The sequence below is a fragment of the Agromyces lapidis genome (assembly GCF_009749405.1).
Lineage (GTDB): Bacteria > Actinomycetota > Actinomycetes > Actinomycetales > Microbacteriaceae > Agromyces > Agromyces lapidis.
In genome coordinates, this window is record NZ_WBIQ01000001.1 from 490,447 (window position 1) to 502,999 (window position 12,553).

The window sequence follows — 12,553 nt, forward strand, 5'->3', positions numbered from 1 at the left end:
CTAAGAAAGGAAACCCAACGTGGACGCAACCACCGTTCTCGCTGCCCTTGATGGAAACATCGCGACCGTCGGCTACGGCCTCGCGGCGATCGGCCCGGCCATCGGCGTGGGCATCGTCGTCGGCAAGACGATCGAGGGCGTCGCCCGCCAGCCCGAGCTGGCCGGCCGTCTCCAGGTCCTGATGTGGATCGGTATCGCCTTCACCGAGGCGCTCGCCTTCATCGGTATCGCGACCTACTTCATCTTCGTCTGATCCACCCGCCGCAACTGAGGAGGCCAACGTGCTTCATGCAGTACTGAGCGCTGCAACCGAGGGTGGCGAGACGCACAGCCCGGTGATTCCGGAGCTGTACGACATTCTCTGGTCGTCGGTCTGCTTCGTCATCATCCTCGTCTTCTTCTGGAAGTACGTGCTCCCGCGCGTCCAGAAGCTGCTCGACGAGCGTGCTGAGGCGATCGAGGGCAACATCGCGAAGGCCGACGAGGCCCAGCGCAAGGCCGAGGCCGCTCTCGAGGAGTACACGGCGCAGCTCGCCGACGCCCGCACCGAGGCCGGTCGCATCCGCGAGACGGCTCGTGAGGACGGCAAGAAGATCGTCGCCGAGGCGAAGGACACCGCCACCGTCGAGGCCGCTCGCGTCACCGCGAGCGCCCAGGCGCAGATCGAGGCGGAGCGCCAGACCGCGCTCGTCTCGCTCCGCTCCGAGGTGGGTACCCTCGCCATCGATCTCGCCTCCGGCGTGATCGGCGAGTCGCTCTCCGACGACGCGAAGGCGACTGCGGTCGTCGACCGTTTCCTCGCCGACCTGGAGGCCTCCGAGGCCACCGCCGGAGGGAAGAAGTAACCCATGGGTAGCGCTACGAGAGAGGCCCTGGCCGGGTCGCGGGCTGCGCTCGCCGAGCTCGGCCGGGTCGAGCTTGACGTCGCCGAGGGCCTCCTCGCCGCCGGCCGCGTGATCGGCTCGTCGACGCAGCTGCGCTCGGCGCTCACCGACCCCGAGGCGGATGCCACGCAGAAGCGCGCGCTCGTCGAGCGCGTCTTCGGTGCGCAGCTGCCCTCGGTCGCGGTGACGCTGATCGTGACCGCTGCGTCGAGCCGCTGGTCGAGCGGCGGGGACTTCCTCGCCGGGATCGAGGAGCTGGGTTACCGCATCGCGGCCGACTCGGCAGCGGAGGGCGTCGACATCGACGCCGAGCTCTTCGCCTTCGACCGTGCGGTCGCGACCGACTCCGAACTCGAGCTCGCGCTCGGTTCGAAGCTCAGCGCGGTCGACGCCAAGTCGAAGATCGTCGATCGTCTGCTCGGCGGCAAGGCCTCCCCGCAGACTGTGGCGATCGTGCAGAACCTCGTGCAGCAGCCCCGCGGCCGCCGCATCGGCGAAGCCCTGCGGCACGCGGCCACCGTCGTCGCCGACCAGCGCGGCTTCGACATCGCGACCGTCACCTCGGCAGCACCGCTCTCGTCCGAGCAGCTCGCCCGGCTCGAGCAGGGCCTCCAGGCCCAGTCCGGCCGACCCATCCGATTCGACACGATCGTCGATCCCGCCCTCCTCGGCGGGGTCCGCGTTCAGATCGGCGACGACGTCATCGACGGCAGCGTCGCCAGCCGCCTCAGCTCGCTGCGGCAGAAGCTTGCCGGCTGACGCCGGTTGACCCCACGACCGGCGTCCAGCGCCGCCAGACAAACACACTGCATCCGGCGCCCATGAGGCTCGGCCCAGAAAAGGAAATGGCAATGGCAGAACTCTCCATCAGCCCCGACGAGATCCGTTCGGCTCTCTCGGAGTTCGTCTCGTCGTACGAGCCGGGCCAGGCGCAGAAGACCGAAGTCGGGTACGTCACCGACGCCGGCGACGGCATCGCCCACGTCGGGGGCCTCCCCTCGGTGATGGCGAACGAGCTCGTCCGCTTCGCGGACGGCACGCTCGGCCTCGCGCAGAACCTCGACGAAGACGAGATCGGCGTCGTCGTGCTCGGCGAGTTCACCGGCATCGAAGAGGGCATGGAGGTGACCCGCACCGGCGAGGTTCTCTCCGTACCCGTCGGCGAGGGCTACCTCGGCCGCGTCGTCGACCCGCTCGGCAACCCGATCGACGGTCTCGGCGAGATCACCGGCATCGAGGGCCGTCGCGCCCTCGAGCTGCAGGCGCCCGGCGTCATGCAGCGAAAGTCGGTGCACGAGCCGCTCCAGACCGGCATCAAGGCCATCGACGCGATGATCCCCGTCGGCCGCGGCCAGCGTCAGCTCATCATCGGTGACCGCCAGACCGGCAAGACGGCCATCGCGATCGACACGATCATCAACCAGAAGGCCAACTGGGAGTCGGGCGACATCAACAAGCAGGTGCGCTGCATCTACGTCGCGATCGGCCAGAAGGGCTCGACCATCGCTTCGGTGAAGGGCGCCCTCGAAGACGCCGGCGCGATGGAGTACACCACCATCGTCGCCGCTCCGGCCTCCGACCCGGCCGGCTTCAAGTACCTCGCGCCGTACACCGGCTCGGCCATCGGCCAGCACTGGATGTACGACTCCAAGCACGTCCTCATCATCTTCGACGACCTGTCGAAGCAGGCCGAGGCCTACCGCGCCGTGTCGCTGCTCCTCCGCCGTCCGCCGGGACGCGAGGCGTACCCCGGTGACGTCTTCTACCTGCACTCGCGTCTGCTCGAGCGTTGCGCGAAGCTCTCCGACGAGCTCGGCGCCGGCTCGATGACCGGTCTTCCGATCATCGAGACGAAGGCGAACGACGTCTCGGCGTACATCCCGACCAACGTGATCTCGATCACCGACGGCCAGATCTTCCTCCAGTCCGACCTCTTCAACGCGAACCAGCGCCCGGCCGTCGACGTCGGCATCTCGGTCTCGCGTGTCGGCGGCGACGCGCAGGTCAAGTCGATCAAGTCGGTCTCGGGCACGCTGAAGCTCGAGCTCGCCCAGTACCGCTCGCTCGAGGCCTTCGCGATGTTCGCGTCCGACCTCGATGCCGCGAGCCGCCGTCAGCTGGCACGTGGTGCGCGTCTGACCGAGCTGCTCAAGCAGCCGCAGTACTCGCCCTTCCCCGTCGAAGACCAGGTCGTCTCGATCTGGGCCGGCACGAAGGGCCACCTCGACGAGGTGCCCGTCGAAGACATCCTGCGCTTCGAGAGCGAGTTCCTCGACTACCTGCGTCGCAACACCGACGTGTTCGAGGTGCTGCGTTCGACGAACAAGCTCGAGGACGAGACGATCCAGAAGCTCGAGTCGTCGGTCGCGACGTTCAAGACCGAGTTCCAGACCGGTGAGGGCAAGCCGCTCGCCTCGGTGGGTTCGGAGCAGTTCGAGGCCATCGCCGCCGAAGACGTCAACCAGGAAAAGATCGTCAAGGGTCGCCGCTAAGGCGGACCCGGCGAACTGAACCGCTGACGTTAGGGATACAGGAGAGACATGGGAGCGCAACTTCGGGTCTACCGGCAGAAGATCAAGTCTGCCCAGACGACGAAGAAGATCACCAAGGCGATGGAGCTCATCGCCGCCTCGCGCATCCAGAAGGCGCAGGCACGGGTGTCGGCTTCGACGCCGTACTCGCGGGCGATCACCCGTGCCGTCTCGGCGGTGGCGACGTACTCCAACGTCGACCACGTGCTGACGACCGAGCCCGAGAAGATCGAGCGCGCGGCGATCGTGATCCTCACGAGCGACCGCGGCCTCGCCGGCGCGTTCAACTCGCAGGTCCTGCGTGAGGCCGAAGAGCTCGCAGAGCTTCTCCGCTCGCAGGGCAAGGAGGTCGTGTACTTCCTCGTCGGGCGCAAGGCGGTCGGGTACTTCCAGTTCCGCCACCGCGAGTCGGAGCGGCAGTGGACGGGCAGCTCCGAGAACCCCGAGTTCGAGCTGGCGAAGGAGATCGCCGACGCGGTGCTCGAGTCCTTCCTGCGCGACGCGTCCGACGGCGGTGTCGACGAGATCCACGTGGTCTACAACACCTTCGTGAGCATGATGACGCAGACCCCCACGGTCGTGCGCCTGCTGCCGCTCGAGGTCGTCGAGGGCGTCGCAGAGCCCGACGCGACGGTCCAGCCGTTGTACGAGTTCGAGCCCGACGTCGAAACCGTGCTCGACGGGCTGCTGCCGGTGTACATCGAGAGCCGCATCTTCAACGCCCTCCTGCAGTCGGCCGCTGCCAAGCACGCCGCCACGCAGAAGGCGATGAAGTCGGCCTCCGACAACGCCGACAAGCTCATCACCGACTACACCCGCCTGGCGAACAACGCTCGACAGGCCGAGATCACGCAGCAGATCTCCGAGATCGTGGGCGGCGCGGACGCGCTCGTCGCCGCCAAGTAGCAACTCAGAAAAGAGAGAGCAGAATGACTGACACCGCAACCGCGCCGGTCGCCGAGCGTGCCGCCGGCGCTGTCGGACGCATCGCCCGCGTCACCGGCCCCGTCGTCGACATCGAGTTCCCGCACGACTCGATCCCCGAGATCTACAACGCGCTGAAGACCGAGATCACCCTCGGCGACCAGACGTCGGTGCTGACCCTCGAGGTCGCCCAGCACCTCGGCGACGACCTCGTTCGTGCCATCGCCCTGAAGCCCACCGACGGCCTCGTCCGCGGCCAGGAGGTCACCGACACCGGCGAGGCGATCTCGGTCCCGGTCGGCGACGTCACCAAGGGCAAGGTCTTCAACGTCATCGGCGAGGTGCTGAACGGCGAGCCCGGCGAGCAGATCGAGATCACCGAGCGCTGGCCGATCCACCGCAAGCCCCCGGCATTCGACCAGCTCGAGTCGAAGACGCAGCTCTTCGAGACCGGCATCAAGTCGATCGACCTCCTCACCCCGTACGTGCAGGGTGGAAAGATCGGCCTCTTCGGTGGTGCGGGCGTCGGCAAGACCGTCCTCATCCAGGAGATGATCCAGCGCGTCGCGCAGGACCACGGTGGTGTGTCGGTGTTCGCCGGTGTCGGCGAGCGCACCCGTGAGGGCAACGACCTCATCCACGAGATGGAGGAGGCGGGCGTCTTCGACAAGACGGCCCTCGTCTTCGGCCAGATGGACGAGCCGCCGGGGACGCGTCTTCGCGTCGCCCTCTCGGCCCTCACCATGGCCGAGTACTTCCGCGACGTGCAGAAGCAGGACGTCCTCCTCTTCATCGACAACATCTTCCGCTTCACGCAGGCGGGTTCCGAGGTGTCGACGCTGCTCGGCCGCATGCCCTCCGCGGTGGGCTACCAGCCGAACCTCGCCGACGAGATGGGCATCCTCCAGGAGCGCATCACCTCGACCCGTGGTCACTCGATCACCTCGCTGCAGGCGATCTACGTCCCCGCCGACGACTACACCGACCCGGCGCCGGCAACCACCTTCGCCCACCTCGATGCGACGACCGAGCTCTCGCGCGAGATCGCGTCGAAGGGCCTCTACCCCGCGATCGACCCGCTGACCTCGACGTCGCGCATCATGGACCCCCGCTACCTGGGCGAGGACCACTACCGCGTCGCGACCACGGTCAAGCAGATCCTCCAGAAGAACAAGGAGCTCCAGGAGATCATCGCGATCCTCGGTGTCGACGAGCTCTCCGAAGAGGACAAGATCACGGTGTCGCGTGCGCGCCGCATCCAGCAGTTCCTCTCGCAGAACACCTACATGGCGAAGAAGTTCACCGGTGTCGAGGGCTCGACCGTGCCCCTGAAGGACACCATCGAGTCGTTCGACGCCATCGCCCGCGGTGACTTCGACCACGTGGCCGAGCAGGCGTTCTTCAACGTCGGCCCGATCTCGGACGTCGAGGAGAACTGGGCCCGCATCCAGAAGGAGAACGGCTGAACATGGCCGCCCTCAACGTGAGCGTCGTCTCGGCCGACCAGGAAGTCTGGTCGGGCGAGGCGGCCATGGTGGTCGCGAAGACCGTCGAAGGCGAGATCGGCATCCTGCCGGGTCACGAGCCGATGCTCGCGATCCTCGCCGGCGGCGAGGTCCGCGTCACGCTGCCCGGCGGTGAGAAGATCACCGCGCGCGCCGAGGACGGTTTCCTCTCGGTGCAGTCCAACTCGGTGCAGGTCGTCGCATCTCGCGCCGAACTCTCCTGAGGGGAAGCGGATGCAGGGGGAGCAGCCGTTCGACCGCCAGTTCGGTGACCTGAGCGTCACCCAACTCATCGTCATGGCCGGGTTGCCGGGTGCGGGAAAGTCGACGATCGCCCAGATCGTCGGCGCCCGCCTCGGCGCCACGGTCGTGTCGGTCGACCCGATCGAGTCGGCCATCCTGCGCGCCGGCATCGATGCCGACCAGCCGACGGGCCTCGCGGCCTACCTCGTCGCCGAGGAGATCGCCGAGAAGGAGCTCGACTCCGGACGCACGGTGATCGTCGACGCGGTGAACGCCGCAGAGGCGGCTCGGCTGCAGTGGCGCGATCTGGCGGAACGAGCCGATGTGCGCCTGCGCGTCATCGAGGTCGTCTGCTCCGACGAGGAGCTGCACCGCGCGCGTCTCGAGAAGCGCGAGCGCGGGCTGCCGCATCTCGAGGAGACGACTTGGCGTGCCGTCGAGCAGAGCCTCGAGGGGTACGCCGCGTGGACCGGCCCCTCCTCGGCGCTGCCGCGCGTCACGATCGACAGCATCGAGACGCTCGGCACGAACGTCGACGCGGCGCTCGCCTTCATCGGCTCGTAGTGCGCATCCTCCTCCCGCCGTCCGAGACGAAACGCGACGGCGGCGCCGACGCGCCCCTCGCACTCGATGCGCTGTCATTCCCGACGCTGTCGGGCTCGCGCGAGCAGACGATCGCTGCGCTCGGCGCGCTCTCGACCGACGGCGATGCGATGATGCGCGCGCTGAAGCTCGGCCCGCGACAGGTCCCGGAGGTCGAGCGCAACCGCCGGCTTGCGGTCGCGCCGACGATGGCGGCGATCGACCGGTACACGGGGGTGCTGTTCGACGCACTCGATGCCCCGTCGCTCGACGCAGCGGCTCGTAGGTTCGCAGGCCGCACGGTCGTCGTGCATTCGGCGCTGCTCGGGCTCGTCGGTGCGCTCGATCCCATTCCCGCATACCGGCTCTCGCACGACTCGAAACTGCCGGGGTTGCGGCTGAAGAGCCATTGGCGGTCGCCGATCGCCGAGGTGCTCGACAGCGAGTCGGGACTCATCGTCGACCTCCGGTCGGAGGGCTACGCCGAGCTCGGACCCGCCCCGGTGCGCCCGGGCAGCGTGTACGTGCGGGTCGTCTCGCTCGACGGCGCCGGACGCAAGCGCGCCCTCAACCACTTCAACAAGCAGGCCAAGGGCCGTTTCACTCGGGCCGTGCTCGAGGGGCGCCCCGAGCTCGAGAGCATCGACGATCTGCTCGGATGGGCCGACTCCGCGGGCTTCTCGATGCACCTCGGGGAAGATCGCGGCGAGGCGCTGCCGCGCGAGATCGAACTCGTCGCCTGAATCGCCGCTCTCGCGATTCGAGGGCTGAGCGGCGGGGCTTGCAATCGGTCGGAGCGCGGCGACAGCGATGTGCAGCAGGGCGTGCCTGCCGCTGACCTGCGCACTGAACGGGAGCGGGAGGGGAGTGCGGCCGAATCGGCCCGCTGCACGACACACCGCTGGGCCCGGTCGCGCACGACCGAGCCCAGCGGACGCTGACATCGCTCTGAAGAGAGCGCGGTGTCTCAGTTGCCGTAGAGTGCGACGGCTCCCGCGCGGTCGGAGTTCGTCATCGACAGGTCGTCGGACGAACCGTTGCACTGCGGGTAGTGCATGATCGAGGCCGAGTCGTACGGCGTCAGCGGACGCCAGTTGTTGTCTTCGAAGCACGTGCCCGCTTCGGGACGCGTGTGCTCGTGACGGAACCCGAGGGTGTGGCCGAGTTCGTGACCGAGGATGTTGGTCGGCGTCCAGGAGCCCGAGCTCCAGATCGAGTCGTCGATGAGCACGTTCTGCTGACGGTCGGGCGAGCTCGGGAAGAACGCGCGGGCGATGTACTGCGAGGTCTGCACTGGCTCGACCGAGAACAGGACCGACTTGTTGCGCGTCGTGCACTGGCCGTCGGCGCTGCTCACGTACACGAAGTCGATCTTCGACGACGCGGACTCCCAGAGCGCCGCGCCGCTCGCCATCGCGTTGACGACGTCGGCGTGACGCGAGCCGAACTTCGTGCTGACGCAATAGGTGAGGTTGCCGACCTGCGAGGCCGACCACTTGTCGTCGGCGCCGTTGACCGTGTTGACGATGAGGCCGTCGGTCGGCGTCTCGGGGCCGACGAGCAGGTCGTAGAACTTCCGCAGCTCGCCCTTGTCCGAGATCACCTCGTCACCGTTGACGATGTAGCCGCCGTCGACGTCTCGATAGGTCGATGCCGCGAACTCCTGGTAGGAGGGAACGGAGTCATCGAGCGTGGTTGCGCCGGCGGCCGGGATTACCGTGCCGACGGCGAGCGCGGCCGCCGCGGTGGCGGCGAGCGCGAGTGTTCTGGTGATTCGCATGCAGTGCTCCTTCTGAACTGTGCGATTCCGTTCGCCTGGTCGGCGATCGGCTTCGGATCCATCGGACGGGCGTCGTTGCCTGTCCCCCGAAGTAGGCACAAAGTAGCGTGCCCGATTCGACGGTGTCAAGGATTTCGCAGTGTGCCGCATGCACGGCGCGACCGGCGTCAGGTGCCGCTGGGGTGCTGCGCTCGGAAGCAACCGGCGACGTGGTCGTCGACCATTCCCGCCGCCTGCATCAGGGCGTACATCGTCGTCGGTCCGACGAAGACGAACCCTCGGCGACGCAGCTCTCGACTCATCGCGGTCGACTCGGCCGTGGTGGCGGGCACCTCGGCGAACGAGGCCGGGGGTGCGATGCGCGCGGGCGGGGCGAAGCCCCAGAGCAGTTCGTCGAGCGGGCTGTCGAGCGCGAGTGTCGCCCTGGCGTTCGTGATGGTCGCCCGGATCTTGCCGCCGTGACGGATGATGCGCGCGTCGCCGAGCAGGCGCTCGACGTCGGCGTCGGTCATCTCGGCGACGAGGGTGGGATCGAATTCACGGAAGACCTCGCGGAAGGCGGGACGACGGCGGAGGATCGTGATCCACGACAGCCCCGCCTGGAAGCCCTCGAGACAGACCTTCTCGAAGAGTCGCTGCGGGTCGTGCTGCGGCGTGCCCCACTCTTCATCGTGATAGCGGCGGTACTCGACGTCGGCGGCGCCCCACGAGCAGCGCGCGAGCCCGTCGTCGCCGATGATGACGTCGGGTCGCGGAATGACGCTCACGCGGCGAAGCCGATCTGCTCGTGGCCGAGGAGCCAGAGCTTCGTGGGGATGCCCTCGCCGCCCGAATAGCCGGTGATGCGGCCGTCGGAGGCGAGCACCCGGTGGCAGCCGACGATGATCGGCACCGGATTCGCGCCGACCGCCCCGCCGATCGCGCGCGCCGCTCCGGGGCGGCCGACGGCGGCAGCGAGCGAGCCGTACGAGACGGCCTCGCCCCAGCCGAGGCGGGCGAGTTCGCCCCAGACGGCCTGCTGGAAGGCGGTGCCGTCGAGGCGCACCGGCACGTCGAACTCGGTGCGAGAGCCGGCGAAGTACTCGGCGAGCTCGACCCGGGCGCGTTCGAGGACGGCATTGGGCCGCTCGGGGCTGTCGTCATGGGGGAGGCTGCCGTCGTGCTCGATCGAGAGACCGATGACGGCGTCGTCGTCGGCGACGACCTCGATGCGCCCGATCGGGCTGTCGAGTCGGATGAGGTACACGTTCGTCATGTTTCGAGCGTAGCCGCGGCATCCGACATGCACTCGCGAGAATCGGACATCGCGACGACCGGCCCGGACGCACGCCTGTTGAGGAGGAGTCGGCGCCACGACGCGGCGAATCCTCCTCAACAGGGCACCTCGATCGGAGAGCGACCCCTGCGGCGACGACGCGGGCGGCGCGGCCCGGCCACGACGGCATCCTCGGGGCATGACCACGATAATCCGCGCCGGATCGGCGCACGAACTCCTCGCCCTCGTGCCGAGCCTCGCGGGCTTCCAGCCCTCGCGATCCCTCGTCTGCGTCGCCTTCGAGGGCGGCCGCAGCGTCGGCGTGCTCCGACACGACCTGCCTCGTCGAGCGCGCGACCGCGCGGCGCTCGTGGCGGTCGTGGTGGCGACCATGTGCCGCATGCCCGGGATCGACGGGGTGGTGCCCATCGCATACACCGACGGCCGATTCGACGCGCAGCAGGGGGCGCCCGAGCGCCGCCTCGTCGAACTCCTCGCGCAACGGGCCGCCGAGGCGGGATTCACCGTGCGAGACGCGCTCTGCGTCGCGTCGGACGGGTGGGGGTCGTACCTCGACCCCGCACTCCCGGCCACGGGGCATCCGCTCGCCCTCATCGACGAGTGCGCCGCGGTCGCGGCGGTGCCAGAGGGGGAGCGACCCGGCGACGGGCCGGCGATCCACGCTGCGCTGCCCGAGCCCGACCGCACCCGCGCGCGGGCGATCGCCCGAGAGCTCGAGGGGCTCGCCACGGCGGGCCCGGGGGCCGAGGTGTTCGGGCGGCTCGGCGACGACGTCGATCCCGTCGAGCTCGTCGAGCACCTGCTCGAGCCCGGCAGCGCGCCGGCGGTCGCCTCGGCCTGGTTCCTGCACCTCGCGGCGCGACCGGCCTTTCGCGACGGCATGATGCTGCAGTTCGCGTTCGGCCCGGTCATCGGCGCGGCCGCGCATGAGGATGCCGTCGAGAGCGTGGACCGTGCGGAGGCTCACGGCATCTCGATCGACGAGCTCGTGCGACGCGAGCTCGCCGACGGCGACCTCGGCGAGGTGCACGAGCTGCTCGCCCGACTGATCGTGGGCCAGACGACCCTGCGGCCCGAGCGGGCGCGCGTCGAGCGGGCGATCGAGGTGGTGCGCCGCATGATCGCGGAGGCACCCGCATCGTTCCGCGTCGGGCCGCTGTGCATCGGGGCGTGGCTCTGCTGGGCGCTCGGGCGCGGTTCGGCAGCCGGCGCGCTCCTCGACGCCGCCCTCGAGCTCGACCCCGCGCATGGCATGGCGGGGCTGCTCGAGCAGCACCTCTGCAGCGGCGCCCTGCCGGACTGGGCGTTCGCGCGCCCTGCGCGGTTCGGCGGCGAATGAGGTCGGGCCCGCTCGCCCGCCCGGACACGGAGACGCCCACCCGCCGGCGGCTCCGAGAAGACTCGAAGCCGGCCGGCGGGTGGGCGGCACGCGGCGGGTCAGAGGCGGTTCGAGGCCTCGGTGAGCACGCTCCGAAGGATCTGCTCGATCTCCTGGAACTCGGGCACGCCGATCGTGAGCGGCGGCGAGAGCTGGATCACGGGGTCGCCGCGGTCGTCGGCGCGGCAGTACAGGCCCGCATCGAACAGCGCGGTCGAGAGGAAGCCGCGGAGGAGCCGCTCCGACTCGTCCTCGTTGAAGGTCTCGCGCGTGGCCTTGTCCTTCACGAGCTCGACGGCGAAGAAGTAGCCTGCGCCGCGCACGTCGCCGACGATCGGCAGGTCGCTGAGCTTCTCGAGTTCGGCGCGGAACAGCGGCGAGTTGTCACGGACGTGCTCGAGGAGGTTCTCCTCCTCGAAGATGTCGAGGTTCTCGAGCGCGACGGCCGCCGAGACGGGGTGGCCCGCCCAGGTGTAGCCGTGGTAGAAGGTCGTGTCGCCCTTCGAGAACGGCTCGTAGATGCGCTCGTTGATGATCGTCGCGCCCATGGGCGCGTAGCCCGAGGTCATCGCCTTCGCACAGGTGATCATGTCGGGCACGTAGCCGTACTCGTCGCACGCGAACATGTGGCCGATGCGGCCGAACGCGCAGATGACCTCGTCGGAGACGAGCAGCACGTCGTACTTGTCGCAGATCTCGCGCACGCGCTGGAAGTAGCCGGGGGGAGGCGGGAAGCAGCCGCCCGAGTTCTGCACGGGCTCGAGGAAGACGGCCGCGACGGTGTCGGGGTCCTCCATGAGGATCTGCTCCTCGATGCGGTTCGCCGCCCAGATGCCGAACTCCTCTTCGCTGCCCGTGGGGGCGCCCATGTCGGCTGCGCGGTAGAAGTTGGTGTTCGGCACGCGCAGGCCGCCGGGGGTGATCGGCTCGAACGGAGCCTTGATCGGCAGGCCCGTGACGGCGAGCGCACCCTGGGGGGTGCCGTGGTAGGCGAGGGCGCGCGAGATCACCTTGTACTTGCTCGGCTTGCCCATGAGCTTCCAGTAGTTCTTCGCCAGCTTGTAGGCGGTCTCGACGGCTTCGCCGCCGCCGGTCGAGAAGAACACGTGGTTGAGGTCGCCGGGGGCGTACTCGGCGAGACGGTCGGCGAGCTCGATCGCCTTCGGGTGGGCGTACGACCAGATCGGGAAGAAGGCGAGCTCCTCGGCCTGCTTCGCGCCGGCCTGTGCGAGGCGCTTGCGGCCGTGACCGGCGTTGACGACGAAGAGGCCGGCGAGTCCGTCGATGTAGCCCTTGCCGTTGATGTCGAAGACGCGGTGCCCCTCGCCGCGGGTGATGATCGGCACGCCCGAGGTCTCCATCGTGGACTGCCGGGCGAAGTGCATCCAGAGATGGTCCTTCGCCTTCTGCTGCAGTGCGGCGTTGTCGTAGACCGTGTCGGTCATGATCT

14 protein-coding genes are annotated in these 12,553 nt (G+C 68.9%); 10 read left to right on the forward strand and 4 right to left on the reverse strand.

The window, feature by feature from the left end; all coding sequences use genetic code 11:
* Positions 1-19: 19 nt before the first annotated feature.
* The 9 genes from atpE to GQQ93_RS02140 all read left to right on the forward strand — a co-directional run bounded on the left by atpE (position 20) and on the right by GQQ93_RS02140 (position 7,412).
* Positions 20-253 carry an ATP synthase F0 subunit C gene (gene atpE / locus GQQ93_RS02100; RefSeq protein ID WP_122937972.1) on the forward strand — a complete coding sequence of 78 codons (234 nt, stop codon included), beginning with the start codon at positions 20-22 and terminating at the stop codon, positions 251-253.
* 28 nt (positions 254-281) lie between these two features.
* Positions 282-845 carry a F0F1 ATP synthase subunit B gene (locus GQQ93_RS02105; RefSeq protein ID WP_157422551.1) on the forward strand — a complete coding sequence of 188 codons (564 nt, stop codon included), beginning with the start codon at positions 282-284 and terminating at the stop codon, positions 843-845.
* 3 nt (positions 846-848) lie between these two features.
* A complete protein-coding gene (locus GQQ93_RS02110) occupies positions 849-1,643 on the forward strand; it encodes a F0F1 ATP synthase subunit delta (protein ID WP_157422552.1) in 795 nt (264 codons plus the stop codon).
* 92 nt (positions 1,644-1,735) lie between these two features.
* Positions 1,736-3,376 (forward strand): F0F1 ATP synthase subunit alpha, encoded by a 1,641-nt coding sequence (gene atpA, locus GQQ93_RS02115; protein ID WP_157422553.1) that lies wholly within the window; start codon positions 1,736-1,738, stop codon positions 3,374-3,376.
* A 48-nt stretch (positions 3,377-3,424) separates the two neighbouring features.
* Positions 3,425-4,321: a F0F1 ATP synthase subunit gamma gene (locus GQQ93_RS02120; protein ID WP_157422554.1), complete on the forward strand. Its 897-nt coding sequence runs from the start codon at positions 3,425-3,427 to the stop codon at positions 4,319-4,321.
* 23 nt (positions 4,322-4,344) lie between these two features.
* Entirely contained in the window at positions 4,345-5,805 is a 1,461-nt protein-coding gene (gene atpD, locus GQQ93_RS02125) for a F0F1 ATP synthase subunit beta (RefSeq protein ID WP_157422555.1), read from the forward strand.
* A gap of 2 nt (positions 5,806-5,807) precedes the next feature.
* Complete coding sequence (locus tag GQQ93_RS02130; protein ID WP_157422556.1) at positions 5,808-6,068, forward strand: F0F1 ATP synthase subunit epsilon; 261 nt, start codon at positions 5,808-5,810, stop codon at positions 6,066-6,068.
* A 10-nt stretch (positions 6,069-6,078) separates the two neighbouring features.
* A complete protein-coding gene (locus tag GQQ93_RS02135; protein ID WP_157422557.1) occupies positions 6,079-6,651 on the forward strand; it encodes a P-loop nucleotide/nucleoside kinase family protein in 573 nt (190 codons plus the stop codon).
* On the forward strand, positions 6,651-7,412 hold the full coding sequence (locus GQQ93_RS02140) for a YaaA family protein (RefSeq protein ID WP_157422558.1): 762 nt from the start codon (positions 6,651-6,653) through the stop codon (positions 7,410-7,412). The genes GQQ93_RS02135 and GQQ93_RS02140 overlap by 1 nt, the downstream gene beginning before the upstream one ends.
* A 224-nt stretch (positions 7,413-7,636) precedes the next feature.
* Here GQQ93_RS02140 and GQQ93_RS02145 read toward each other — a convergent pair whose 3' ends face one another.
* The 3 genes from GQQ93_RS02145 to GQQ93_RS02155 form a co-directional block, all read right to left on the reverse strand.
* Complete coding sequence (locus GQQ93_RS02145; protein WP_157422559.1) at positions 7,637-8,449, reverse strand: M57 family metalloprotease; 813 nt, start codon at positions 8,447-8,449, stop codon at positions 7,637-7,639.
* Positions 8,450-8,616: 167 nt separating this feature from the next.
* Positions 8,617-9,207, reverse strand: a complete 591-nt coding sequence (locus GQQ93_RS02150; protein WP_157422790.1) for a DNA-3-methyladenine glycosylase I — start codon at positions 9,205-9,207, stop codon at positions 8,617-8,619.
* A gap of 5 nt (positions 9,208-9,212) precedes the next feature.
* The gene (locus GQQ93_RS02155; RefSeq protein WP_157422560.1) at positions 9,213-9,704 is read right to left on the reverse strand and encodes a methylated-DNA--[protein]-cysteine S-methyltransferase; all 492 of its coding nucleotides are present in this window, start codon (positions 9,702-9,704) and stop codon (positions 9,213-9,215) included.
* Between the two features lie 199 nt (positions 9,705-9,903).
* Between GQQ93_RS02155 and GQQ93_RS02160 the strand changes: the two genes are divergently transcribed.
* Positions 9,904-11,064 carry a DUF4192 family protein gene (locus tag GQQ93_RS02160; protein ID WP_157422561.1) on the forward strand — a complete coding sequence of 387 codons (1,161 nt, stop codon included), beginning with the start codon at positions 9,904-9,906 and terminating at the stop codon, positions 11,062-11,064.
* Positions 11,065-11,162: 98 nt separating this feature from the next.
* On the opposite strand, the gene GQQ93_RS02165 is transcribed toward GQQ93_RS02160, so the two are convergent.
* The gene (locus tag GQQ93_RS02165; RefSeq protein WP_157422562.1) at positions 11,163-12,548 is read right to left on the reverse strand and encodes an aspartate aminotransferase family protein; all 1,386 of its coding nucleotides are present in this window, start codon (positions 12,546-12,548) and stop codon (positions 11,163-11,165) included.
* Positions 12,549-12,553 lie beyond the last annotated feature (5 nt).

Coding starts and splice junctions, on each gene's coding strand:
- GQQ93_RS02110 (WP_157422552.1), top strand. CDS start 849: ATGGGTAGCGCTACGAGAGAGGCCCTGGCCGGGTCGCGGGCTGCGCTC.
- atpA (WP_157422553.1), top strand. CDS start 1,736: ATGGCAGAACTCTCCATCAGCCCCGACGAGATCCGTTCGGCTCTCTCG.
- GQQ93_RS02120 (WP_157422554.1), top strand. CDS start 3,425: ATGGGAGCGCAACTTCGGGTCTACCGGCAGAAGATCAAGTCTGCCCAG.
- atpD (WP_157422555.1), top strand. CDS start 4,345: ATGACTGACACCGCAACCGCGCCGGTCGCCGAGCGTGCCGCCGGCGCT.
- GQQ93_RS02130 (WP_157422556.1), top strand. CDS start 5,808: ATGGCCGCCCTCAACGTGAGCGTCGTCTCGGCCGACCAGGAAGTCTGG.
- GQQ93_RS02135 (WP_157422557.1), top strand. CDS start 6,079: ATGCAGGGGGAGCAGCCGTTCGACCGCCAGTTCGGTGACCTGAGCGTC.
- GQQ93_RS02145 (WP_157422559.1), bottom strand. CDS start 8,449: ATGCGAATCACCAGAACACTCGCGCTCGCCGCCACCGCGGCGGCCGCG.
- GQQ93_RS02155 (WP_157422560.1), bottom strand. CDS start 9,704: ATGACGAACGTGTACCTCATCCGACTCGACAGCCCGATCGGGCGCATC.
- GQQ93_RS02160 (WP_157422561.1), top strand. CDS start 9,904: ATGACCACGATAATCCGCGCCGGATCGGCGCACGAACTCCTCGCCCTC.
- GQQ93_RS02165 (WP_157422562.1), bottom strand. CDS start 12,548: ATGACCGACACGGTCTACGACAACGCCGCACTGCAGCAGAAGGCGAAG.